The 22,629-nt window shown below is 70.3% G+C and carries 24 protein-coding genes, 1 tRNA gene and 1 other RNA gene; 11 read left to right on the top strand and 15 right to left on the bottom strand.

The window, feature by feature from the left end; genetic code table 11:
* Positions 1–9: 9 nt before the first annotated feature.
* Entirely contained in the window at positions 10–438 is a 429-nt protein-coding gene (locus QM728_RS01155; RefSeq protein WP_415030221.1) for a hypothetical protein, read from the bottom strand.
* Between the two features lie 265 nt (positions 439–703).
* Between QM728_RS01155 and leuA the strand changes: the two genes are divergently transcribed.
* Positions 704–2,551 carry a 2-isopropylmalate synthase gene (gene leuA / locus QM728_RS01150; RefSeq protein WP_415030220.1) on the top strand — a complete coding sequence of 616 codons (1,848 nt, stop codon included), beginning with the start codon at positions 704–706 and terminating at the stop codon, positions 2,549–2,551.
* Between the two features lie 3 nt (positions 2,552–2,554).
* Here leuA and QM728_RS01145 read toward each other — a convergent pair whose 3' ends face one another.
* Genes QM728_RS01145 through QM728_RS01135 form a run of 3 tightly spaced genes read right to left on the bottom strand, consistent with a single transcriptional unit; the run spans position 2,555 to position 6,095 of the window.
* The gene (locus QM728_RS01145) at positions 2,555–3,562 is read right to left on the bottom strand and encodes a hypothetical protein (RefSeq protein WP_415030219.1); all 1,008 of its coding nucleotides are present in this window, start codon (positions 3,560–3,562) and stop codon (positions 2,555–2,557) included.
* Positions 3,559–5,040 carry a sugar porter family MFS transporter gene (locus QM728_RS01140; RefSeq protein WP_415030218.1) on the bottom strand — a complete coding sequence of 494 codons (1,482 nt, stop codon included), beginning with the start codon at positions 5,038–5,040 and terminating at the stop codon, positions 3,559–3,561. Before QM728_RS01140 ends, QM728_RS01145 begins: the two co-directional genes overlap by 4 nt.
* Complete coding sequence (locus QM728_RS01135) at positions 5,037–6,095, bottom strand: alpha/beta hydrolase (protein WP_415030217.1); 1,059 nt, start codon at positions 6,093–6,095, stop codon at positions 5,037–5,039. Before QM728_RS01135 ends, QM728_RS01140 begins: the two co-directional genes overlap by 4 nt.
* A 64-nt stretch (positions 6,096–6,159) precedes the next feature.
* Here QM728_RS01135 and QM728_RS01130 point away from each other — a divergent pair, with 64 nt between their 5' ends.
* Complete coding sequence (locus tag QM728_RS01130; RefSeq protein ID WP_415030216.1) at positions 6,160–7,449, top strand: MurT ligase domain-containing protein; 1,290 nt, start codon at positions 6,160–6,162, stop codon at positions 7,447–7,449.
* Positions 7,449–8,162 carry a type 1 glutamine amidotransferase gene (locus QM728_RS01125; protein WP_415030215.1) on the top strand — a complete coding sequence of 238 codons (714 nt, stop codon included), beginning with the start codon at positions 7,449–7,451 and terminating at the stop codon, positions 8,160–8,162. Before QM728_RS01130 ends, QM728_RS01125 begins: the two co-directional genes overlap by 1 nt.
* Positions 8,163–8,214: 52 nt before the next feature.
* Here QM728_RS01125 and QM728_RS01120 read toward each other — a convergent pair whose 3' ends face one another.
* From QM728_RS01120 to QM728_RS01090, 7 genes are read right to left on the bottom strand one after another with little or no spacing between them, the layout of a single operon-like run.
* On the bottom strand, positions 8,215–8,745 hold the full coding sequence (locus QM728_RS01120) for a uridine kinase family protein (RefSeq protein WP_415030214.1): 531 nt from the start codon (positions 8,743–8,745) through the stop codon (positions 8,215–8,217).
* 3 nt (positions 8,746–8,748) lie between these two features.
* Positions 8,749–9,360, bottom strand: a complete 612-nt coding sequence (gene recR, locus QM728_RS01115; RefSeq protein WP_415030213.1) for a recombination mediator RecR — start codon at positions 9,358–9,360, stop codon at positions 8,749–8,751.
* A gap of 2 nt (positions 9,361–9,362) precedes the next feature.
* Positions 9,363–9,719, bottom strand: a complete 357-nt coding sequence (locus QM728_RS01110; protein WP_415030212.1) for a YbaB/EbfC family nucleoid-associated protein — start codon at positions 9,717–9,719, stop codon at positions 9,363–9,365.
* Positions 9,720–9,750: 31 nt separating this feature from the next.
* The gene (locus tag QM728_RS01105; RefSeq protein WP_415030211.1) at positions 9,751–10,083 is read right to left on the bottom strand and encodes a hypothetical protein; all 333 of its coding nucleotides are present in this window, start codon (positions 10,081–10,083) and stop codon (positions 9,751–9,753) included.
* Between the two features lie 4 nt (positions 10,084–10,087).
* Entirely contained in the window at positions 10,088–10,708 is a 621-nt protein-coding gene (locus tag QM728_RS01100; RefSeq protein ID WP_415030210.1) for a vitamin K epoxide reductase family protein, read from the bottom strand.
* A gap of 17 nt (positions 10,709–10,725) precedes the next feature.
* Positions 10,726–11,589, bottom strand: a complete 864-nt coding sequence (locus QM728_RS01095) for a pseudouridine synthase (RefSeq protein WP_415030209.1) — start codon at positions 11,587–11,589, stop codon at positions 10,726–10,728.
* Between the two features lie 41 nt (positions 11,590–11,630).
* Complete coding sequence (locus QM728_RS01090) at positions 11,631–12,065, bottom strand: SRPBCC family protein (RefSeq protein ID WP_415030208.1); 435 nt, start codon at positions 12,063–12,065, stop codon at positions 11,631–11,633.
* A gap of 82 nt (positions 12,066–12,147) precedes the next feature.
* Between QM728_RS01090 and QM728_RS01085 the strand changes: the two genes are divergently transcribed.
* Positions 12,148–13,566: an FAD-binding oxidoreductase gene (locus QM728_RS01085; RefSeq protein WP_415030207.1), complete on the top strand. Its 1,419-nt coding sequence runs from the start codon at positions 12,148–12,150 to the stop codon at positions 13,564–13,566.
* Positions 13,563–14,870: a class I SAM-dependent methyltransferase gene (locus QM728_RS01080; RefSeq protein ID WP_415030206.1), complete on the top strand. Its 1,308-nt coding sequence runs from the start codon at positions 13,563–13,565 to the stop codon at positions 14,868–14,870. The genes QM728_RS01085 and QM728_RS01080 overlap by 4 nt, the downstream gene beginning before the upstream one ends.
* Before the next feature lie 8 nt (positions 14,871–14,878).
* Here the strand turns inward: QM728_RS01080 and QM728_RS01075 are convergent, their stop codons facing one another.
* From QM728_RS01075 to ffs, 4 genes are all read right to left on the bottom strand, one after another.
* Positions 14,879–16,993, bottom strand: coding sequence for a DNA polymerase III subunit gamma and tau (locus QM728_RS01075; protein WP_415030205.1), 2,115 nt, complete (start codon positions 16,991–16,993; stop codon positions 14,879–14,881).
* Between the two features lie 10 nt (positions 16,994–17,003).
* Positions 17,004–18,296 (bottom strand): glycosyltransferase 87 family protein, encoded by a 1,293-nt coding sequence (locus QM728_RS01070; protein ID WP_415030204.1) that lies wholly within the window; start codon positions 18,294–18,296, stop codon positions 17,004–17,006.
* Between the two features lie 9 nt (positions 18,297–18,305).
* Positions 18,306–19,580, bottom strand: coding sequence for an aminotransferase class I/II-fold pyridoxal phosphate-dependent enzyme (locus QM728_RS01065; RefSeq protein ID WP_415030203.1), 1,275 nt, complete (start codon positions 19,578–19,580; stop codon positions 18,306–18,308).
* A 33-nt stretch (positions 19,581–19,613) separates the two neighbouring features.
* An RNA gene (ffs, locus tag QM728_RS01060) (signal recognition particle sRNA small type) lies at positions 19,614–19,708 on the bottom strand.
* Between the two features lie 88 nt (positions 19,709–19,796).
* Here ffs and QM728_RS01055 point away from each other — a divergent pair.
* From QM728_RS01055 to QM728_RS01030, 6 genes are all read left to right on the top strand, one after another.
* Positions 19,797–19,882 (top strand) — tRNA-Ser (locus QM728_RS01055).
* A 136-nt stretch (positions 19,883–20,018) separates the two neighbouring features.
* Positions 20,019–20,435, top strand: coding sequence for a hypothetical protein (locus QM728_RS01050; protein WP_415030202.1), 417 nt, complete (start codon positions 20,019–20,021; stop codon positions 20,433–20,435).
* Between the two features lie 77 nt (positions 20,436–20,512).
* Positions 20,513–21,046, top strand: coding sequence for a hypothetical protein (locus tag QM728_RS01045; protein WP_415030201.1), 534 nt, complete (start codon positions 20,513–20,515; stop codon positions 21,044–21,046).
* 125 nt (positions 21,047–21,171) lie between these two features.
* On the top strand, positions 21,172–21,714 hold the full coding sequence (locus tag QM728_RS01040) for a hypothetical protein (RefSeq protein ID WP_415030200.1): 543 nt from the start codon (positions 21,172–21,174) through the stop codon (positions 21,712–21,714).
* 28 nt (positions 21,715–21,742) lie between these two features.
* Positions 21,743–22,171, top strand: a complete 429-nt coding sequence (locus QM728_RS01035) for a hypothetical protein (protein WP_415030199.1) — start codon at positions 21,743–21,745, stop codon at positions 22,169–22,171.
* Between the two features lie 86 nt (positions 22,172–22,257).
* Complete coding sequence (locus tag QM728_RS01030; RefSeq protein WP_415030198.1) at positions 22,258–22,626, top strand: hypothetical protein; 369 nt, start codon at positions 22,258–22,260, stop codon at positions 22,624–22,626.
* Positions 22,627–22,629 lie beyond the last annotated feature (3 nt).

Below are 22,629 nucleotides of genomic sequence, written 5' to 3'. Positions count from 1 at the left end.
AGAAGTCGCTCAGAACTTGCCGCAGGTGCGCTTCACGCGCGCCTTGACGTACGCGCGGCGCTGCGGGTTGTCCGAGGTGCCGGCCAGGGGGTCGATCTCCAGCAGCAGGCCGTTGGCCTTGAAGAAGTTGACGACGCCGGCCTCGTTCGGGTGCTGCCGCGCCCACTTCGCCTCGCGCGCCTTGCGCCCCTGCGGGGTGAGGACGACGGTCTGGCGCCAGTGCTCCATGCGCTGCGGGTGGGACTTCAGCGAGTTCCACGATTCGGGGTCCGCCTTGGCGAGCGCCTTCCCCACCTGACCGACGGTGCAGCTGGTTCCAGGCACCTTCGCGGAATTGGGGACGGGCTTCTCGGCGGTGGCGGCGCCGGCGCCCAGCACCGAGAGCGCGCCGACACCGGCGATGACGGAGGCCAACTTGAATCGCGTGGACGAGCTCATCAGTCGAGGTTCCTTTCGACGTTGGCGCCGGCCTTCGGGGACGGTCGGCACCGCACGGTAAGCATCCTATTCGGCAACCGGGACGACTGCGGGCCGACCCGCGATACCTCTGCTTTGTGCGGTCGCGCTCCGACCGGGTAATCTGGAGCCATGCAGCGCGCACTCCTCCTCGGTTGCCGCGGCGGGGTCTGAATCGACCGGCCCTCCGTCGCGGGCCATTTCGCGCGCCGGTCATCTTCCACCCCATTCCTTACGGAGATTGACCATGACTTCCCCAGACGCTTTCACCCCTCGCAGCGGTTCGCGCATCGTCGAGCCGTCCGGCCCCATTCCCCCGGGCCAGCCCAGCTGGAACCCGCAGCGCGGGTCCGCCATGCCGGTCCACCGCTACCGCTCCTTCGCCGACGAGGTCGAGAAGGTCTCGCTGCCCGACCGCACGTGGCCGGACAAGGTCGCGCAGCGGGCTCCGCTGTGGTGTGCGGTCGACCTGCGCGACGGCAACCAGGCCCTGATCGATCCGATGAGCCCGGCCCGCAAGCGCCGCATGTTCGACCTGCTGGTCCGCATGGGCTACAAGGAGATCGAGGTCGGCTTCCCGTCGGCGAGCCAGGCCGACTACGACTTCGTCCGCGAGATCATCGAGGACGACGTCATCCCCGACGACGTCACCATCCAGGTGCTGACGCAGTGCCGCGACGAGCTGATCGAGCGCACCTTCGAGGCATGCCAGGGCGCGCCCCGCGTCATCGTGCACTTCTACAACTCGACGTCGGTGCTGCAGCGCCGCGTCGTGTTCCGCGCCGACAAGGACGAGATCACCGCGATCGCGACGCACGCGGCCCACAAGGTGCTCGACGAGGAGAAGAAGTACCCGGACACCAAGTGGCGTTACGAGTACTCCCCCGAGTCGTACACCGGCACCGAGCTGACCTACGCCAAGCACGTGTGTGACGCGGTCAGCGAGATCATCGCGCCGACGCCGGAGCGCCCGCTGATCATCAACCTGCCGGCGACCGTCGAGATGGCGACGCCCAACGTCTACGCCGACTCGATCGAATGGATGAGCCGCAACCTGGAGCGTCGCGACTCGATCCTGCTGAGCCTGCACCCGCACAACGACCGCGGCGAGGCCGTCGCCGCCGCCGAACTGGGCTACCTGGCCGGCGCCGACCGCATCGAGGGCTGCCTGTTCGGCAACGGCGAGCGCACCGGCAACGTCTGCCTGGTGACGCTGGGCATGAACCTGTTCTCCCGCGGCATCGACCCGCAGATCTCGTTCTCCGACATCGACGAGATCCGCCGGACCGTCGAGTACTGCAACCAGCTGAACGTCCCCGAGCGCCACCCCTACGGCGGCGACCTGGTCTACACCGCCTTCTCCGGCAGCCACCAGGACGCCATCAACAAGGGCCTGGACCAGATGAAGATCGACGCCGACAAGGCCGACTCCGACGTCGAGGACATCGTGTGGCAGGTCCCGTACCTGCCGATCGACCCGAAGGACGTCGGGCGCACCTACGAGGCGGTCATCCGCGTCAACAGCCAGTCCGGCAAGGGCGGCGTCGCCTACATCATGAAGGCCGACCACGGCCTGAACCTGCCGCGCCGGCTGCAGATCGAGTTCAGCCGCGAGATCCAGAAGCTGACCGACGGCGAGGGCGGCGAGGTGTCGCCCAAGGAGATGTGGGACGTCTTCGCCGAGCAGTACCTGAACCCCATCCGGCCGCTGGAGCGGATGCGCCAGCGCGTCGACGCCGCCGAGACCGACGGCGGCGAGGACGCCATCACTGCGGTCGTGAAGGTCGACGGCACGGAGAAGGAGATCGAGGGCAGCGGCAACGGTCCGCTGGCAGCTTTCGTCGACGCCCTCTCGACGGTCGGTTTCGACGTCCGCGTCCTGGACTACTCCGAGCACGCGCTGACCGCGGGCGACGACGCCAACGCCGTCGCCTACGTGGAGGCCGAGGTCAACGGCGAGAACGTGTGGGGCGTCGGCATCGCGTCGTCGATCACGACGGCGAGCCTGCGGGCCGTCGTCTCGGCGGTCAACCGCGCACACCGCGGCCCCGCTGCCGAGGCCGGCGAGCAGGCCGAGGGCACCTGGGCGCCGTAGCCGCTACCAGGTCGCCGGAGCCTGATTCGCCGCTCGGCGGGCGAGCCGGCGGTGGATCGGCTCGGCGAGGAAGTGCAGCAGCACCGCGACGAGCGCCGCGGCGACGATGCCGGTGATGTGCTGCTTGGCCGACACGAGTGCCGCTTCGCCGCTCAGCGACGCCTTCAGCACGATCGTGGCGATCAGGAACGCGACGAACCAGAACTGGCGCCCCAGCAGCATGAGCGCGATCGCCACGATCGCGGACACGGCCATCAGGGCGACGATCACCGGGTTGGGCAGGAACATCGAGGCCAGCACCGCGAACGTCACGCCAGTGATGCCGCCGCCGACGCGCAACGCCGAATTGCGCAGCACCTGGCCGGAGTCGAACGCGAAGATGATGCAGAAGGCGAGCAGCGGGTAGACCAGGTGCGGCCAGTCGGCGAAGTACCAGACCGCCGCCAGGATCAGCGACCCGAGCGCCAGCCCGCCGCCGTAGAGCAGGCGCTCGTACATCGGCGGGATGTCGACCTTCTTGCGCTGCGCGCCGAAGGCGACGATGCCGAGGATGATCACACCGAGGGCGCCGATCAGCACGCCCACCAACGGCTGCCAGACGTCGGCGAGCGTGCCGTTCTCCCGGGAGAAGTTCGCGAAGCCGAGGAAGCTCGCCGGGGTGCGGTTCAGTCCGGCGACACCGCCGCCGACGAAGAAACCCTGGCTCAGCGACGACACCAGCACGCCGGCCAGGATGAACCACTTGGTGGCGGGCACCAGGATCGCCGCGACGCACACGACGGCCACCCAGCCGGTGGCCCACAGCACGCCGCGCAGGTTCAGCACGGTGACGGTCGGCGCGAGCGTCAAAATGCTGATGATGCCGGCGGACAGCACCTGTGGGCCCCACCAGCGCGACAGCCCGTAGAGGACGGCGACCGTCAGGACCAACACCACCGCCGTCAGCACCAGCATCCGCTTGAGGGAGGGCTGCGTTTGCCCGGTCGGCGCCCCGGCGCGGCTCGTCGTCATCGCGCCGCCTCCTCGTCGGCGATCCCGGCGAGGGCGTCCATCTCCTCCAGGGTCTTGCCCTTGGTCTCCGGCACGAGCCGGTAGACGAAGAGGAAGGAGGCGATGGCGAAGGCGCCGTACAGCGCGTACCCGAAGCCGAGCCCGGGGCCGTCCTTGATGATCGGGAAGGTCTGGGTGACGACCCAGTTGGTGGCCCACTGCCCGGCCGCCGCGAGGGACAGCGCCGCGGCCCGGAAACGGTTGGGGAACATCTCGCCGAGCAGCACCCAGACGACCGGGCCCCAGCTCATCCCGAAGAACACGACGAAGGCGTTGAACGCGATCAGCGCGACGACGGCCCACGATCCGGGCAGGACCTGCACCGTCTGGCTGCCCGAGTCGAGGACCTTGTTGCCGAAGGCGTCGAGTTTGTCGGTGAGGTGGCTGAACGCGACGGCGAGCGTGATCAGCGACGCTGCCATGCCGATGGAGCCGGTGAGCAACAGCGGCTTGCGGCCAACCCGGTCGATGAGCGAGATGGCGACGACGGTCGTGGCGATGTTGACGATCGAGGTGACCAGCGAGGTGAGGAAGGCCGCGTTCTGGTCGAAGCCGGCCGAGGTCCACACGACGTTCGAGTAGTAGAAGACGGCGTTGATGCCGACGGCCTGCTGGAAGACCGACAGCAGCAGGCCGATCCACACGATCGGGTAGACCTTGCCGCCCGGCCGGCGCAGGTCGCGCCACGACGGTTTGGCCTCGCCGTGGACGCTGCCGCGGATCTGCTCGACCGTCGTGTCGACGTCGTCGTCGCCGAGCGATGTCAGGACGGCGCGGGCCTCGGGAATGCGCTGCTTGGCGACCAGGTAGCGCGGCGACTCGGGGATGGTGAACGAGAGCACCCCGTAGACGACCGCCGGGACGGCCATCGCCACGAACATCCACCGCCACGCCTCGAGGCCCAGCCACAGCGTCTGGTCGGCGCCGCCGGCCGCCCGCTGCAGCGCGTAGTTGATGAGGAACGACAGGAAGATGCCCAGCACGATCGCCAACTGCTGCAGCGACCCGAGGCGGCCGCGCAGCCGGGCCGGCGCGGTTTCGGCGATGTAGGCCGGGGCGATGACCGACGCCGTACCGACGGCGAACCCGCCGATGACGCGGAAGGCGATGAAGACCGCCAGCCCGCCGTCGCCCCAGTGCTCGGGGGCCAGGGCGCAGCCGATCGCGCTGATGAAGAACAGCACCGCGGCAATCTTCATCACCGCCAGGCGACCGATGCGGTCGGCGATGCGCCCGGCGGTCAGCGCACCGATCGCGGCGCCGATGAGCGCGGACGCGACGGCGAACCCCAGGGGTGCCGCCTTGATGTGGAAGGCCTCTTGGAGCGCCTCGGTGGCGCCGTTGATGACGGCCGTTTCGTAGCCGAACAGCAGCCCGCCGAGCGCGGCGACGCCGGCGACGCGAATGGCGACGCGGGTCGAACCGCCGTCGGCGGTCATGCCAGCGCCCGGGCGACCGCGTCGGCCGCGCGACGGGTCGATGCCCGCGCCGCCGGCGAGACCGCCGTCATGTTGAAGAAGCCGTGGATCATCGAGCCGGCCCGGTCGACGGTGACCGGCACGCCGGCCGCGCGCAGCTTGTCGGCGTAGGCGAGGCCCTCGTCGCGCAACGGGTCGAATCCGGCGACGACGACGTGGGCCGGCGGCAGTCCGGCGAAGTCGTCGGCGCGGATCGGCGACGCCTTCGGATCGGCGCGCCCGGCGACATCGGGCAGGTAGTTGTCGATGAACCAGTCCATGTGCTTCTTGGTGAGGAAGCGGCCCTCGGCGAACTCGGTGCGCGACGGTGACTCGCCGGCGAGGTCCACCGCGGGGTAGATGAGCAGTTGGAACGCGGGAACGACCTTCTCGCCCTTGGTCTGCTGGGCCACGACTGCCGCCAGGTTGCCACCCGCGCTGTCGCCGGCGACGACGATCTTCGTCGGATCAACGCCCCACTGTGCCGCGTGGTCGACCGCGTACCGCCACGCGGCCAGCGCGTCGTCGACGGCCGCCGGGAACGGGTTCTCCGGGGCGAGGCGGTAGTCGACGCTGAGGACGTCGACGCCCGCGTCGATGGCGAGGTTGCGGGCCACCGCGTCGTGGCTCGCCGGGCTGCCGATGGTCCAGCCGCCGCCGTGGAAGAACACGACCAGGCCGCGCGACGTCGAGCCGGCTCGATAGCGGGTGGCCGGGAGCGGTCCGCCCGGGCCGTCGATGACGACGTCCTCGTCGATGGCGAAGGCGGGGAGTTTCGGTGCCAGCATCGCCGACGACGCGTCGATCTTGCGGCGGGCGCGCGCCGGATCGGGGTCGTACATGTCGAAGGCGGGGACGGTGGCCGCCGCGAGCGCGATGGCGCCGAGCATCGGATCGAGGTGGTCGCCGGCGGCGTTCTTCGGCCCGACCTTGCCCACGGCGGCCAGAAGCGGGGCGGGCAGCTTGCCCGCGCCGAGGAGGAACGCGCGCTGCACGCGAAGCGGCACGGGCAGGGACACCGTGGTGGATTTGCTCACGTCAAGAGACCCTACCCAGGGAGCAGGAAGTCCGAGCGGTGCTCGGTGTGGGAAACTCTTTCCCATGTCGAACGCCCCGGGCCTGCCCGCCCGCACCCGATTGGCGCTCGCCGCCGCCGCCTCGGCCCGCTGGGCCTCGCGCGCGGCCGGGCGCGGCAAAGGCTCGATGATCGGCGGACTGGTCGCCATGAAGGTCGACCCGTCGATCATGGCCCGACTGGGGGCCGGTCGTCGGACCGCGCTGGTCACCGGGACCAACGGCAAGTCGACGACCACCCGCATGCTCGCCGCGGCCCTGGCCGGCGTCGGGCCGGTCGCCACTCAGGCCGACGGCGCCAACATGGACGCCGGCATCATCGCCACCCTGTCGTTGACCCGGGGCAAGCCGGTTGCCGCGCTGGAGGTCGACGAGCTGCACGTGCCGCACGTGTCCGACGCCCTGCACCCCGACGTGCTGGTGCTGCTGAACCTCTCGCGCGACCAGCTCGACCGCGTCGGCGAGATCAACATCATCGAGCGTCGGCTGCGCGAGGGCATCGAGAAGCATCCCGCGATGACGGTCGTCGCCAACTGCGACGACGTGCTGGTCACCTCCGCCGCCTTCGACGCGCCGAATGTCGTGTGGGTCGCCGCGGGGGCGAGCTGGGTCGGCGACTCGGTCAGCTGCCCGCGCACCGGCGAGCCGATCATCCGCTCCGGCGACGGTCAGTGGCGCTCGACCGGCGACGACTCCTTCCGCCGCCCGCAGCCGGACTGGTGGTTCGACGACGACAACGTCTACGGTCCGAACGGCTTCTCCGCCCCGCTCAAGCCCGCGGTGCCGGGCCGGGCCAACCGCGGCAACGCCACCCAGGCGATCGCCGCGGCCGTGGCGATGGGCGCTGATCCGGCCGCTGCGGCCGCCGCCGTCGGCACGGTCGGCGAAGTCGCCGGGCGATACGGCTCCTACCGACTGGGCGAGCACACCATCCGCACGCTGCTGGCCAAGAACCCGGCCGGCTGGCAGGAGGCGTTGTCGATGATCGATCAGGATGCCGACAGCCTCGTCATCGCGGTCAACGGCCAGGTGCCCGACGGCGAGGACCTGTCCTGGTTGTGGGACGTGCGCTTCGAGGCCTTCGAGACGATGAAGGTGATCGCCGCCGGTGAGCGCGCCGCCGACCTCGGCGTCCGACTGCTGTACGCCGGCGCCGAGCACACCACCGTCCCCGATCCGATGGCGGCCATCGCGCAGTGCCCGCCGGGCCGCGTCGAGGTGTTGGCCAACTACACGGCCTTCCGCGATCTGGGCACCGCGCTGGAGCGGGCCGGCGCCGAGCCGCTGACCGGGGCCGACGCGAAGGGAGATGCGTGATGAGTGAGTCGACGCTGCGGATCGGGCTCGTGCTGCCCGACGTGATGGGCACCTACGGCGACGGCGGGAACGCCCTGGTGCTGCGCCAGCGGGCGCGGATGCGCGGGCTCGACGCCGAGATCGTGCCGATCACCCTCGACGACGACGTTCCCGACTCGCTCGACGTCTACACGCTCGGCGGCGCCGAGGACTTCGCCCAACGACTGGCCACCCGCCACCTGACCGAACACCCGGGCATGCAGCGGGCCGCCGAGAAGGGCCGCCCGGTGCTCGCGATCTGTGCTGCGATTCAGGTGCTCGGCAACTGGTACGAGACCGCGGCCGGCGAGAAGGTCGACGGCATCGCGATGTTCGACCTGACCACCTCGCCCGGCCCGGCGCGCTCGATCGGCGAACTCGTCACCGAGCCGCTGGTCGACGGACTGACTCAGCCGCTGTCGGGCTTTGAGAACCACCGCGGGATCACCACGCTGGGCTCCGGCGCGACGCCGCTGGCCAAGGTCCGCCACGGCGTCGGCAACGGCACCGCCGACAAGGTCGAGGGCGTCGTCCAGGGCAGCGTCATCGGCACGTACATGCACGGTCCGTTGCTGGCGCGTAACCCGGAACTGGCCGACTACCTGTTGGAACAGGCCACCGGCACCAAGCTCGCCCCCCTCGACCTCCCCGAGATCGATCAGCTCCGCAAGGAGCGCTTGGCCGCCGCGCGCTGACCACTATCGTCCGGAATGGCCACCGCGGACGGCAATATGCCCTCGGCGACGGCTATTTCAGGCGAAGTTGGACACACCGCTCGCGCGTGCCGTCCACGGCGAACCAGCCGTCCTCGAAGCGCTGCCACGCTTGTAGGTGCTCGCGCGCGTGCTCGCCCTCCCGCGCGACGGCAGCCGCCAGCCGCTGCTCCGGTGAACCGCCGCCGAGCCAGAGCGCGCGCGTCAGGTGCGGCGCCATCGCGCGTCGCGCCGATGACACCCCTTCGACGATGAGGATCGGCCGCCACTCGCGCACGACCTCCGGCCCGGGCCGTGCGGCGTCGCCGGTCCAGACGCGAGGGCGGTAACGCAGGTCGTCCCCGGCGAGGAAGGGCGCGAGCACCCCGTCGACGAACTCCGGCCACCACGCCACCGGGTCGTCCCACGTGGCGAATTCATCGGTGCCGACGAGGAGTGCCTCGCGGTCGAGCCGCGCGAACTCGGCCGCCAACCGGCGCGCGACGGTGGTCTTCCCGGAGCCGGACGGCCCGTCAATGGCGATGATGCCCGCGGTGTGGCCGGCCGCGATCTCGGCCAGGTCCATGGCTCAGGTGAGGACGCGTCGGCCCGACAGGGCGCGGCCCAGCGTCAGCTCGTCGGCGAACTCGAGGTCGCCGCCCATCGGCAGGCCCGAGGCCAACCGCGTGACCGAGAGGCCGGGGAAGTCCTTGAGCATCCGCAGCAGGTAGGTGGCGGTCGCCTCGCCCTCGGTGTTGGGGTCGGTCGCGACGATCACCTCGGTGACGTCGACGCCGTCGTCTTGGTTGCCCAGCCGCTTGAGCAGCTCGCGGATGCGCAACTGGTCGGGCCCGATGCCCGACAACGGATCGAGCGCGCCGCCGAGCACGTGGTACCGCCCGGTGAACTCCTTGGTCCGCTCGATCGCGTGGACGTCCTTCGGTTCTTCCACCACACAGATCTTCGTCGCGTCGCGGCGGGCGTCGGAACAGATCCGGCACAGCGAGTTGGCCGAGACGTTGCCGCACTCGGAGCAGAACGTGACGTCGTCACGCACCCGGCCGAGCGCTGCGATGAGCCGGTCGATATCCGACTTCTCCCCCGCCAGCAGGCTGAACGCGATGCGCTGGGCACCCTTCGGGCCGAGCCCGGGCTGCTTGGCCAGTTCGTCGATCAGATCCTGGATCGGCCCTTCGTACATGGTCAGCCCAAACCCGGCAGCCCGCCGCCCAGACCGGCCGACAGCGGGCCCATCTTCTCGGCGGTCAGCGCCTGGCGCTTGGCATCGAGGTCGGCCAGCGCGCCGACGACGAGGTCCTGCAGCGTCTCGACGTCGGACGGGTCGACGACCTTCGGGTCGATGGTAATGGCGGTGACGCCGCCGCCGGTCCCGGTGACGGTGACCAGGCCGCCCCCGGCGGTGCCGGTCAGCTCGGTCGCCGCGATCTCCTGTTGCGCCTTGAGCAGCTGCTCCTGCATCTGCTGGGCCTGGGCGAGCAGGCCGGACAGCCCGTCGTCGCCACCGCCCAGGAGGTCGCCCAAATCTGGTGTGTCAGTCACGCGGTCCAGGGTAGTCGCCGACGGCGACAACTCAGCGCAAGATGCGGTCGAGGTGGGCGGCGAGTTCCTCGAGGGTGGCGTCGTTGGGCGACACCTCGAAGGAGAGCACGTCGTCGCCGAAGAGCCGACCGGCCCGCGGCGTGAGTTCGAATTCGAAGCGGTTGTCGTCGACGCGGCGCCACTGCTTGACCGCGCCGCCGTAGATCGGGGCGCTGGCCCCGGTGGTCACGCAGTACTCGTCGGCGCGCGGACCGCCCATGAGGTCGCGCTGGATCTGGAAGCAGGCGCCGGTCTCGTCGTCGAGGAAGACGATGGCCTCGCACCCCAGGTCGGGGTGGCGCTCGTAGGAACCGATGATCGTCACGGGGTCACCGGAAGAAGTAGTTCCAGAACTGATCCAGGATGGCCCCGCCGATGAGCAGGTAGATCACGAAGACGATCAGCGGGAGGTAGGTGCCGAACAGCTGCAGCGCCCGGGACGGGTGGGCGCGCGTCGCCATCAGGTTGCGCACCGTGACGACGAGGAAGATCGGAATGGTCACCGACCACACGACCATGCAGTACAGGCACAGGGCGCGGATGTCGTAGAGGCTGGAGTAGATCAGCCAACCCACGAAGCCGACGGCGAGGGTGACGCCGAGTTGCAGGCCGGCCCAGAACCAGTTGGCGTAGCGGGCCCCGGCCAACAGCCCCATCCCGATGGTGATGACGACGGCGAAACCGGCGATGCCCAGCAGCGGGTTGGGGAAGATCTTGAACAGCGAGGCCTGCCACGACGCCATCACGGGGCTGCAGCTGAAGACCGCGTTGATGCTGCAGCTCGGCCGGTAGTCCGGGTTCTTGAGCAGGTTCAGCTTCTCGACGGTGAGGGTGAACGACGCCAGGAACCCGATCAGCCCGCCGATCACCAGCACCCAGGAGGTGATGCGGGTCCAGAACTCCCCGCGGTTCGCGACATCGGTTTCGGCGGTCGTCTCGTGCTCAGTCACGACGGTAAGCCTACTGCTCACGCCCGGCGAGACCGGAACGACCGCGCCTGACCGGTGATCGGGTCGTCGAACTCCAGCGACGTCGCGACCAGTCGCAACGGCCGGGAGAAGTCGCCGTGGTCGGGCAGCTCGGCGAGCTCGGGGCGCACCTCGGGGTACAGCGGGTCGTCGACGATGGGGACGCCCAGTCCGGCGAGGTGCACGCGCAGCTGGTGGGTCCGCCCCGTCTCCGGGACGAGGAGGAACCCGTCGCCGGTGCGGGTGATGCGGCTGATGGCGTTGACCTCCCCGTCGACGACGCGGGCACGCAGATCACCGGCGGTCTTCTCGATGCGGTTGGCCACGCGCACCTCGGCGTCGCCGTGGTGCCACGGCCGATCGCTGGTCGCCCGGTAGGTCTTGCGGACGCGGCGGTCGGCGAAGAGTTCCTGATAGGCCCGACGGACCGCCGGTCGTCGGGTGAACATCAGCACGCCGGCGGTCAGGCGGTCGAGGCGGTGGACGGGCGCGATGTCGTCGTTGCCGTAGTCGCGCCGCAGCCGGACCAGCGCGGTCTGCACGACGTGCCGCCCGCGCGGCATCGTCGCCAGGAAGTGCGGCTTGTCGACGACGATGAGGTCGGCGTCCTCGTGGATGAGTTCGAGGTCGAACGGGATGGGCGGCTCGTCGGCGGGCAGGTCGCGGTAGAAGAACACCGCGGATCCGGCCCGCGACGGGGCGTCGAGCGCGACGCGGCGTCCGTCGAGGTCGACGAGTTCACCCGCATCCGACCGCGCGATCAGGCCGTCCAGGCCGACCTCGGCGCCCGCCTTCGACGCGAGCAGTGCCGCACCGACGCTGTGATCGGCGTCGGCGCGCAGGACCACCCGCGTCGCGTCCACTCCCGCGCGCGGCGGGAGCGGACCGGGTCGGCGTCGGCGGGTCAGCTCTCCAACCGCGACTTGAGGTTGCCCAGCAGCTCGGCCTGGATGCGGCCGAGACCCTTGGGGGCGAAGGTCTTCTCGAAGAAGCCGCCCACGCCGCCGGCGCCCTGCCAGGTGGTCGTCGTGGTGACGGTCGAACCGTCGCCGCTCGGGGCGACGGTGTAGGTGGTGACCATCGTCGAGTTCTCGTCGGTCTCGGTGATGGTGGACCCGGCGACGCTGACGGCGGCTTTGACGTCGCGCTGGCGCTTCTCGGTGGCCTGCAGGATCCAGTGGACGACGGTGCCGTCGCCCGTGCCGCCGGACAGGACCGCGTAGTCGCGGTAGTTCGCCGGGAGGATCTCCGGGCGGGCCTGGTAGTCGGCGAGTGCGGCCAGCACCTTGTCGGGCGCGGCGGCGATCTGGACGGTCTGGGTGGCGGTCACTTGCGCCATGGGGACTCCTCGCGGGGGTATCTGTGCTGCGTATCGCGGTAGCGGTCGCAACCGGTGGATTCTGTACCTACGCTAGTAGGTAATGGCGGTGAGCTTGGAGACAGGTCCGAAGGTTCACGAGCAGGGCGTACACAGACTGCTCGCCAGTTACCGCCTGATCCCAGCCGACGGCACCGTGCGCCTCGCCAAGAAGACGTCGAACCTGTTCCGCCGCCGCGAGCGCAACCCCCACCCCGGCCTCGACGTCTCCGGACTGACCAAGGTGATCTCCGTCGACCCCGACGCACGGGTGGCCGACGTCGCGGGCATGTGCACCTACGAGGACCTCGTCGACGCGACCCTGCCGTACGGCTTGGCGCCGCTGGTCGTCCCGCAGCTCAAGACCATCACCCTCGGCGGCGCGGCCACCGGGCTGGGCATCGAGTCGACGTCCTTCCGCAACGGCCTGCCGCACGAGTCGGTCACCGAGATCGACGTCCTCACCGGCGCCGGCGAGGTCATCACCGCCACCCCCGACGGCGAGCACGCCGACCTCTTCCACGGCTTCCCCAACTCGTACGGCACCCTCGGCTACTCGGTGCGGCTGCGCATCGAACTCGAACCGGTCGCGCCATTCGTCGCGCTCCGGCACGTGCGGTTCACCGACGTCGCGAGCCTCGTCGACGCGATGACGCGGATCGTCGAGGAGAAGTCGTACGACGGGGAGCGGGTCGACTATCTCGACGGGGTGGTGTTCTCCGCCGACGAGTCGTACCTGGTGCTGGGCCGCCAGACCGATGAGCAGACTCAGCGGCCCAGCGACTACACCGGTCAGCAGATCTACTACCGGTCCATCCAGCACGAGCCGTCGGCGACGCCCAAGCGCGACCTGCTGACCATCCGCGACTACCTGTGGCGGTGGGACACCGACTGGTTCTGGTGCTCGCGCGCCTTCGGGACGCAGAACCCGCGGATCCGGCGGCTGTGGCCCAAGCGGTGGTTGCGCAGCAGCTTCTACTGGAAGCTGATCGCCCTCGACCACCGCTACAACGTCGGCGATCGACTGGCCGCCCGCAAGGGCGAGCCCCCGAGCGAGCGCGTCGTGCAGGACATCGAGGTGCCGCTCGACCGCACCGCCGGATTCGTCGACTGGTTCCTGCGCGAGATCCCGATCGAACCGATCTGGTTGTGCCCGCTGCGGCTGCGCGAGCCCGTGCCGCCCGGCGCCGATCCGGCGCGCCCGTGGCCGTTGTACCCGCTGCAGCCGCGGTGCACCTACGTCAACGTCGGGTTCTGGTCGGCGGTGCCACAGACGCCCGGCCGCCCCGGTCACACCAACCGACTGATCGAGCGGAAGGTCGCCGATCTCGACGGCCACAAGTCGCTGTACTCGGAGTCGTTCTACTCCCCCGCGGAGTTCGCGGCGCTCTACGGCGGCGACGACTACCGACGGCTCAAACAGAAATACGACCCGCAGTCCCGACTGCTCGATCTCTACGCCAAGGCGGTGAACCGGCAATGACCACACTCAAAGACGCACTCACGCACACCGAACACATGCCGCTCGCGGACATCTTCGGAACCTTTTTGGGCGAGGACTCCCGCATTCGGGTCAGCGCCTACGACGGCAGCACCGCCGGGCCGGCCGACGCTCCCTTCGAGCTGGCGCTGCGCACCCCGCGCGGCACCAACTACCTGGTCACCGCGCCGGGCGAGCTCGGCCTGGCGCGCGCCTACATCGGCGGTGACGTCGACCTCGTCGGCGTGCACCCGGGCGACCCCTACCGGGCGCTGCAGGCACTGTCGCAGGACCTGACGTTCAGCAAGCCGTCGCCGCGGGAGATGGCGCACATCGCGCGCGGCATCGGGTTGGAACACTTCAAACCGGTCGCGCCGCCGCCGCAGGAGGCCGTCCCCCGCTGGCGCCGCGTCGCCGAGGGCCTGCGCCACTCCAAGCATCGCGACGCCGAGGTGATCCACCACCACTACGACGTGTCCAACACGTTCTACGAGTGGGTCCTCGGACCGTCGATGACCTACACGTGTGCGGTGTATCCCGACGCCGACGCGTCGTTGGAGGCGGCCCAGGAGAACAAGTACCGGTTGATCTTCGAGAAGCTGCGCCTGAAGCCCGGCGACCGGCTCCTCGACATCGGCTGCGGGTGGGGCGGCATGGTCCGCTACGCCGCTCGCCACGGGGTCCACGCCATCGGGGCGACGCTGTCGGCCGAGCAGGCGAAGTGGGCGCAGGAGGCCATCGCCCGCGAGGGACTGGGCGAGTTCGCCGAGGTCCGCTTCTCCGATTACCGCGACGTCGCCGAATCCGAGTTCGACGCCGTGTCCTCGATCGGGTTGACCGAGCACATCGGCGTCGCCAACTACCCCGACTACTTCCGGTTCATGCGCGACAAGCTGCGCCCCGGCGGCCTGCTGCTCAACCACTGCATCACCCGGCCGGACAACACCGGGCCGCACAAGGCCGGCGCGTTCATCGACCGCTACGTCTTCCCCGACGGCGAGCTGGCCGGCGTCGGCACGATCATCTCCCGGCTCCAGGACATCGGCGGCGTCGAGGTGTTGCACGAGGAGAACCTGCGCGAGCACTACGCCATGACGCTGCGCGACTGGAACGCCAACCTCGCCGCGCACTGGGACGAGGCCGTCGCCGAGGTCGGCGAGGGCACCGCCCGCCTGTGGGGGCTCTACATGGCGGGCAGTCGCATCGGCTTCGAGCGCGACACCGTGCAGTTGCACCACGTCCTGGCCGTCAAGCTCGATGACGACCGGGCACCGAATGTCCCGCTGCGACCGTGGTGGCGGCCCTGACCCGCTAGCTACTTCTCGTCGATGACGGTGCCGCCGAGCTCGCCCTGGATGAGTTCGAGGGCGATCTCGTCGGGATCGCGAGGCGCATCCGTCGACGACTGGTCGTGCGCCTGCTCGATCATCTCCTCGCGCTCGCGCTCGGGGATCTCCTCGTCGGGCCTAGGCGGTTCCGGAGAAGGCTCCTCGGGCTCGGGCGGCAGGTCCTCGGAGGCGGCCTCGCCACGGCTGGGCCGGCGGTAGGACTGCTTGGGCGCCTGCTGCGCGGCGGGCGTCGCCGCGGTTGCCGGACCGGACTCGGGCTGGACGTGGATCGTGCGGACGTCGAAGTCGGAGCCGAAGACCGTCGAGAACGCCGAGCGCAGGGCCTGGGCGCGCTGCTCCTCGGAGAGTCGGGCCGCGAGGGCCTCGTTGGCGTGGCCGAGGGTGACCGCGCCGCCGTCGACCTGGTGCACGAAGGCGCCGCTGAGCATCGCCTCGAACACCGGCGACTGGGCGCGCATCGCCGCGCGCACGTCGCCGAAGCGCCGCTGCGCCTCGTCGAGGGTCAGGCTGCCGGTCGGTGCGGCGGCGGCGGGATCGGGTTCCGGTTCGACGACGGGCTCTGGTGCCGGTTCTGGTTCCGGCGCTGCCGCCGGTTCCGGCTCGGGCTCGGGGACCGCTCGGACGGGCTCGGGACGGGTGGGCGGGGCCTCGGTCGGCGTCGCCGGCTCCGGGGCGGCGTCCTCGGATTCCGGAGCGACGTCGGCCTGCGGAGGTGCCGAGTCGCTTCGCTCCTCGGGCACTCGACCAGCGCTGGGGGCCTCCGGCTCGGGTGCGGACTCGGGTTCCGGGGCAGTCGCCGCGACCTCCGGCTCGGTGGGGTCGGCGGCCTTGCGCTGCGAGGGCCGGGTGAACTTCGACGGCGGCTCGTCGGCGGGCGGCGGAGCAGTCGGCGCGGCGGCGGCCGGAGCGGCCCCGGTGCGCGGTGCGGCCGGCACCCCCGACTCAAGCTTCTCGATGCGGGTCAGTAGCGCGGCGTCGTCGGCTTCGGTCTGCGGGAGGAGCAGCCGTGCGCACATGACCTCGAGCAGCAACCGCGGCGACGTCGTGCCGCGCATCTCGCCGAGGGCGGCGTGCACGGTCTCGGCCGAGCGGGCGAGCAGTGCCGGGCCCAGGCCCTCGATCTGCGACTGCATCTTGGCGACCTGGTCGGCGGGTGCTTCCACCAGCCCGCGCTCGGCGGCGTCGGGCACCGCCCGCAGCAGGATCAGGTCGCGCAGGCGCTCGAGCAGGTCGACGGCGAACCGGCGGGGGTCGTGGCCGGCGTTGACCACCGACTCGACCGAGGTGAACAGCGCGGCCCCGTCACCGGCGGCCAACGCGTCGACCGCCTCGTCGATCAGGGCGACGTCCGTGACGCCGAGCAGGGAGAGCGCGCGGTCATAGGTGACGCCGTCGTCGCCGGCACCGGCGAGCAACTGGTCGAGGATCGACAGCGAGTCGCGCGGCGAGCCGCCACCGGCGCGGATGACCAGCGGGTAGACCTCGGGCGCGACGGTCACGCCCTCCTGCTCGACGATGCGCTCGAGCAGGCCGCGCATCACCGGCGGGGCGAGCAACCGGAACGGGTAGTGGTGGGTGCGCGAACGGATCGTCGGCAGCACCTTCTCCGGCTCGGTCGTGGCGAACACGAAGATCAGGTGCTCGGGCGGCTCCTCGACGATCTTGAGCAGCGCGTTGAAGCCCGCGTTGGTCACCATGTGCGCCTCGTCGACGATGAACACGCGGTAGCGCGACTGGGCCGGCGCGTAGAAGGCGCGGTCGCGCAGCTCGCGGGTGTCGTCGACCCCGCCGTGGCTAGCGGCGTCGAGCTCGATGACGTCGAGGTTCCCGGGTCCGCCGGGCGCGAGCGCGACGCACGAGTCGCAGGTGCCGCACGGCGTCGACGTCGGACCCTGCTCGCAGTTGAGGGAGCGGGCGAGGATGCGCGCCGACGAGGTCTTGCCGCAGCCGCGCGGGCCGGAGAAGAGGTAGGCGTGATTGATCCGGCCGCCGTCGAGGGCGCGGCTCAGCGGATCGGTGACATGGTCCTGGCCGACGACTTCGGCGAAGGACGCCGGGCGGTAGGTGCGATACAGGGCCACGCGGACCAGCCTAGCGGTGCGCCCCGACAGCGGGAGCGGGTGCTGGAGGCTTGTTCCCCCAGGCCACGAGAACGGCCACACACGTCGCCGCGAATATCCAGACGTACGGCTCGTAGACCCACAGGTCGAGCCCCGGAACGTTGCCGTGCTTGAAGAACAGGCCGATCAGGTAGGCGTCGTCGCGGGTCTGGTTGAACTGCCACGTCGGATAGCCCAGGAAGGTCCGCCAGGAGAATGCCGCGAGGAAACCTGCCGCGGCCATGACGCCGACGACGACCCGGGAGACGGTCGAGCGCGCGCCGTCGGCGACCCAGTTCAACGCGAACACCAGCAGGGGCACGAACCACACCCAGTGGTGGCCCCACGCCATCGGGGAGACGGCGCACGACGTCAGGCCGACGAGCGACAGCCCGACGAGCTCCTGGCCCGCACGGTGCGCGACGACCGCCGCGCCGAGCCCGAACGCCAGGCCGAGGACGACCAGGCCGAGCCAGGCGAAGGTGTTGGGCGAATTGGTGTCGCCGAGGTTGGCCAGCACGCCGCGCAACGACTGGTTGCCCGGTGTCAGCGGCGCCCCGACGCGGTCGGAGTCGCGCAGCTTCTTGGTCCAGTAGTCCCACGAGGTGCCCGGCAGGAAGAGGAAGCCGAGGACGACCGAGACGACGAAGCCGACCACGACGCCGATCGCGGCCCGGGTGCGGCGGATCAGCAACAGGTAGACCGCGAAGAGTCCGGGCGTCAGCTTGATCCCCGCGGTCAGACCGGTGGCGACGCCGCGCAGCCGCGAGTCCCCGCGCAGCAGATCGGCGAGGACGACGACCATCAGGAAGATGTTGATCTGGCCGTACCAGATCGTGGTGCGCACCGGCTCCAGCAGCAGCACGACCGCCACCAACGACCCCGCGACGACGCGCAGCTGCCACGTCGCCGTGCGCCCCAGGCTGCGGAAGCTGATCATGATGGTCGCGTACAGCGCGAGCAGCAGGCCCACGATCCACACCGCCTTCGCGACGGCTTCGGGCAGCCAGGCGAACGGGATGAACCCGAAGATGGAGAACGGGGTGTACGTGTAGTCCATCTGCCCGAGGAGCTTGGCCTCGTACAGCGGATGCCCGTCGAGGACGGTCTGCGCGCCCGCGCGGTAGACGCCGAGGTCGAGCTGGTTGTCGAACAGGCCCCAGAACGGCGTGCTGAACGGAACGATCGCGTTCTGCAGCCACAGCGCCGCCAGACCGACGACCACGGCGCCGACGACGATCGGGATCGACCCTGCGCGCACCGCGGAGCTACTCGGGCTGCTCATGGCGAACCGTCAGGAGTCCTGCCCGAGCATCGACTCGGTCGCCGCGAGCAGCGCGCACGTCGCGAAGCCGTCCATGGCGGTGCGCAGCTCGTCGAGGCCGGGGAAGCTCGGCGCGAGGCGGATGTTCGCGTCGTTGGGGTCGCGGCGGTACGGGAACGTCGCACCGGCCGCGGTGAGCGCGATACCCGCGTCCTTGGCCAGGGCGACCGTGCGGGTCGCAGTACCGTCCAGGACGTCGACGCTGATGAAATAGCCGCCCTCGGGCCGCGTCCAGGACGCGATCTTCGACGACGACAGCCGCTCGTCGAGGATCTCCAGGACGAGGTCGAACTTGGGCGCGAGGAGTTCGCGGTGGCGGGCCATGTGGGCGCGCACCGAATCGGCGTCGGGGAAGAAGCGCAGGTGCCGCAGCTGGTTGACCTTGTCCGGGCCGATCGTCTTCAGCGACAGGTGCCGGCGGAACCAGTCGAGGTTCGCCCGCGACGCCCCGAGAAACGCGATGCCCGCGCCGGCGAATGTGATCTTCGACGTCGAGCCGAGTGCGTAGACGCGGTCGGGGTGGCCCTCCTGCGCGGCGATGTCGACGATCGGCAGCGGCGCCGGCGGCTCGTCGACGAGGGTGTGCACGGCGTAGGCGTTGTCCCAGAAGATGCGGAAGTCGTCGGCGGCCTTCATCGCCATCAGCCCGCGGGCCACTTCCTCGCTGGTCGTGGCACCGGTCGGGTTGGAGTAGGTGGGGACCAGCCACATGCCCTTGATCGAGTCGTCGCGCGAGACGAGTTCGGCGCAGACGTCGACGTCGGGGCCGTCGGGGTTCATCGGCACCGGGATCATCTCGATGCCGAAGCTCTCGGTGATGGCGAAGTGGCGGTCGTAGCCGGGTGCCGGGCACAGGAACTTGATCGGACCGGCCGACCACGGCTTGGCCGCGCCGACCGGGCCGTGCAGCAAGCCGAACACGGTCAGGTCGTGCATGAGGTCCAGGCTCGAGTTGCCCTCGGCGATGACGTCGGCCGCGGTGAGGCCGAACAGCGGGGCGAACACCTCGCGCAGTGCGGGCAGACCGTCGACGCCGCCGTAGTTGCGGCAGTCGGTGCCCGCCGGATCGCGGTAGTCGTCGCCAGGCAGGTGCAGCAGCTCGTTGGACAGGTCCAGCTGCTCCGGCGACGGCTTGCCGCGGGTGATGTCGAGCTTTAGCCCGGCAGCCTTCAACTCGGCGTACTTGGTACGGAGGTCGTCACGGATGTCGCGAAGCTCGGCGGGACTTCTGGAGTGATAGTTCACGGCCGCAGCCTCTCGCTGGGTCGAGCCGACAGAGTTTGAGGACCCCGCGCACCCGAGAGAGCCCGTTGACCCTTGCTGCCTTCCGGCCCTGGGGGAGTTCACAGGATGCACGCCGCGCGGGATCCGCCACCGAGTGTAGACGGTGCGCCGACGGGGTTCGAGTGCGCCGTCTCCGCTTTTGGGTTTCCCCAGCGCGCACCGCTATCATCTGCTCCTGGAGGATTCGCCTAGTGGCCTATGGCGCTCGCCTGGAACGCGGGTTGGGTTAATAGCCCTCAGGGGTTCGAATCCCCTATCCTCCGCCGTAGCGGATCGGCCGCGACCTGGTGTTTCAGGTCGCGGCCGTTCTGCTTTCCACGTGCCATGCGACGAGAGGTTGCCTGTCGGCGCGCGGGGTGCGGTACGTTCAGACCTCCGGGCATTGAGAGGGAAGACCACATGCGCAGGACCATCGCAGCACTCCTGGCCGCGGCCGCGGCCACGCTGACGTTCAACGCCGCACCGGCGCACGCCGACCCGGCGATCGTGAAGCTCTACGCCGACGGCTACCGCCTGGTCACGTCGGTGACCAACCTGCCCGAGGGCCGCAAGACGTGCGACTTCGACCGCAGCCAGCCCAACCCGTTCGTCATCATCGGATCCTTCGGCAACGACATGATCCGCGTGCGCAACCGCAAGACCTCTGGCGACGCGGTCACCATTAAGTCGCGGTACCTGCCGCGCGGCAAATACCTGACCCGGATGGCCTGCTTCATCAAGAACCGGCGGACCGGCGTCTACACGATCGTCGCCGTCGACGAGCAGTGGGTCCACATCACCGGTCGGCGCGCACCCCGCGAGGCCGCCCAGTCCTAGTTGTCGCCGCGGTGCGCACCCGTGCGCCGCGGTAGTTCCACCCCCGATCACCCCGATCACCAATTGAGGAGTTCCCTATGAAGAAGATCCTGACCACCGCCCTCGTCTCGACCGCGGCAGCCGCGACCGGCGCCGTTCTCCTGGCCGCGCCCGCCGAGGCCGCACCGCAGTCGGAGTGGAACCAGGGCCGCTTCCAGGTCTACGTCGAGAACCAGCGGATCGTCGGCTCCGCGACGCGCATGGCGCCCGGCCCGAAGGACTGCCGCCTCGTCCACGTGCTCGACACGCAGTTCGGCTCGCTGGGTGGCGGTCACCGTGAACTCGCGGGACGGCGCACCACCCGCAGCGAGGTGACGTTGACCTCGCGCCGGATGCAGCCGGGTTTCTACCAGGTCCGGTTGTACTGCACGACCGCCGTCCGCCCCATCGGCGAGCGCACCGTCCGCGTCCGCGTCACCCGCTGGAACAACACGCGCCCCGGCCAGAACCAGCCGGGCCAGAACCAGGCTCCCCGCGGCGAGCAGGGCCCGCGCGGCCAGCAGGGCCCCCGCGGCCAGCAGGGTCAGGAAGGACCCCGCGGCCAGCAGGGTCAGCGCCCCAACCAGCGTTGATTCATCGCAGCGGTCGGCCGGATAGATGAATCTGGCCGACCGCTGCGAATTTTCCGCCTCGCCGGTGCAGAACCGGCGCCTGCGGTAGCTTCAATTCGTTGATCAATCTGGAGGGGTAGACACACATGAAGAAGTTCACCACCGCGCTTGCCGTTGCCGGTGCGGCCGCCGTCACCGTTGCACCGCTGATGGCCGCGGCTCCGACCGCCGATGCCGCGCCGTATGGCCGCGTCCAGTTCTCCGTCGAGAACTCGCGCCTGGTCGGCAAGGCCACCTGGCTCCCCTACGGCGGGAAGACCTGCCACCTCTTCCGCGGGCTGCAGGGCCCGGAGGCCGGCTCGATGGGCGGCATGACCGAGGTTGCGCAGCGCTACAGCACCCGTCGCGAGGTCACGCTGTACTCGCGCCCGATGCGCCCGGGCTACTACCAGGTCCGCATGAAGTGCCTGGGCCGCCCGGATGGCCGCGGCCTGCGCCGCATCATCGCCGAGCGCGACGGTCGGGTCCGCGTGACCCGGTGGGGCAACCAGCCCGGCCAGAACGGCCAGGGCCCGCGCGGCCAGCAGAACCAGCAGGGCCCGCGCGGCCAGGAGAACCAGCAGGGTCCACGCGGCCAGCAGGGCCAGGAGCAGCGCGGCCCGGGCCAGCAGGGCCAGCGCCAGCGCTGACCCGCGTCGCTAACGAAGGAGGACGCCGATGAAGCTCGCAGCCACCGTCGCGCTGTCGACGATCGCCGCATCCGCCGGCCTGATCGGCAGCTCGGCGCTACAGGTCGCCGAGGCCGACGCGGCGCCGCGGCCGATTCCGCCGCGTGCGTTCCCGATCCCGAACTACAAGCCGCACGTGAAGTTCTATCACTCGAACCGCAAGCTCGCGTTCATCGCGACCGGGATGCCGCGGGGCGAGAAGGTCTGCCTGTTCGAGGGGTACTACGGCGATCCCTGGTTCGGCTCGCTGGGCGTCAAGGCCTGGCAACCGCTCTACGAGCGGTATGAGCTGAGCGAGACGGCCAAGGCGCGGTCGACGCCGAAGGCCCCCGGGGTCTACCCGGTGCGACTCACGTGCCGCATGCAGACGCACCTGATCCTGCGTCGCGCGGGGACCATCCGGGTCCCGGTCACGTAGGACGGACACGAGAAACGATTATTGCGCCCGCCGAGCAGCAGCTCGGCGGGCGTAATAGTGTTCGTCGCATGATGAAAACTCGCGCCGTGACCGGCCTCGCTGTCTCCGCCGTCGCCGTCGGCGCCCTGCTGACCACCACGGCGCCCGCCGAGGCCCGCCCGTCGTACCGCTTCGTCGCCCAGGGCGACCGCATCGTGATGATCGCCTCCGGCCTGCCGGCGCAGCGCATCGACTGTGAGATGAAGCGGATCTTCCGCGGACTCGTCGACGAGGCGCTCGGCTCGCTGGCCACCGGGTACAACCACAAGCAGTACTGGGGCCACGGCCGCGGTCCGGTGGTGCGCGTCTACTCCGAACGACTCCCCCGCCGGACGACCTACGAGGTCAGCGGCGGCTGCATCGATCAGCGCTCCAACGACCTCGGCGGCCGCGCCGGCCGGGTGTACCTCCGCTAGGCG

The organism is Gordonia sp. (in: high G+C Gram-positive bacteria) (genome assembly GCF_047602025.1).
GTDB lineage: Bacteria > Actinomycetota > Actinomycetes > Mycobacteriales > Mycobacteriaceae > Gordonia.
Note: the sequence above shows the minus strand (reverse complement) of the source record. Positions and strands in the feature narration are given on the sequence as shown.

Bases quoted from the DNA above. Each gene is read 5' to 3' on its own strand.
- QM728_RS01085 (WP_415030207.1), top strand. From the start codon at position 12,148: ATGGCGGTGAGCTTGGAGACAGGTCCGAAGGTTCACGAGCAGGGCGTA.
- leuA (WP_415030220.1), top strand. From the start codon at position 704: ATGACTTCCCCAGACGCTTTCACCCCTCGCAGCGGTTCGCGCATCGTC.
- QM728_RS01035 (WP_415030199.1), top strand. From the start codon at position 21,743: ATGAAGCTCGCAGCCACCGTCGCGCTGTCGACGATCGCCGCATCCGCC.
- QM728_RS01130 (WP_415030216.1), top strand. From the start codon at position 6,160: ATGTCGAACGCCCCGGGCCTGCCCGCCCGCACCCGATTGGCGCTCGCC.
- QM728_RS01155 (WP_415030221.1), bottom strand. From the start codon at position 438: ATGAGCTCGTCCACGCGATTCAAGTTGGCCTCCGTCATCGCCGGTGTC.
- recR (WP_415030213.1), bottom strand. From the start codon at position 9,360: ATGTACGAAGGGCCGATCCAGGATCTGATCGACGAACTGGCCAAGCAG.
- QM728_RS01125 (WP_415030215.1), top strand. From the start codon at position 7,449: ATGAGTGAGTCGACGCTGCGGATCGGGCTCGTGCTGCCCGACGTGATG.
- QM728_RS01090 (WP_415030208.1), bottom strand. From the start codon at position 12,065: ATGGCGCAAGTGACCGCCACCCAGACCGTCCAGATCGCCGCCGCGCCC.
- QM728_RS01145 (WP_415030219.1), bottom strand. From the start codon at position 3,562: ATGACGACGAGCCGCGCCGGGGCGCCGACCGGGCAAACGCAGCCCTCC.
- QM728_RS01070 (WP_415030204.1), bottom strand. From the start codon at position 18,296: ATGAGCAGCCCGAGTAGCTCCGCGGTGCGCGCAGGGTCGATCCCGATC.
- QM728_RS01120 (WP_415030214.1), bottom strand. From the start codon at position 8,745: ATGGACCTGGCCGAGATCGCGGCCGGCCACACCGCGGGCATCATCGCC.
- QM728_RS01080 (WP_415030206.1), top strand. From the start codon at position 13,563: ATGACCACACTCAAAGACGCACTCACGCACACCGAACACATGCCGCTC.
- QM728_RS01040 (WP_415030200.1), top strand. From the start codon at position 21,172: ATGAAGAAGTTCACCACCGCGCTTGCCGTTGCCGGTGCGGCCGCCGTC.
- QM728_RS01050 (WP_415030202.1), top strand. From the start codon at position 20,019: ATGCGCAGGACCATCGCAGCACTCCTGGCCGCGGCCGCGGCCACGCTG.
- QM728_RS01140 (WP_415030218.1), bottom strand. From the start codon at position 5,040: ATGACCGCCGACGGCGGTTCGACCCGCGTCGCCATTCGCGTCGCCGGC.
- QM728_RS01045 (WP_415030201.1), top strand. From the start codon at position 20,513: ATGAAGAAGATCCTGACCACCGCCCTCGTCTCGACCGCGGCAGCCGCG.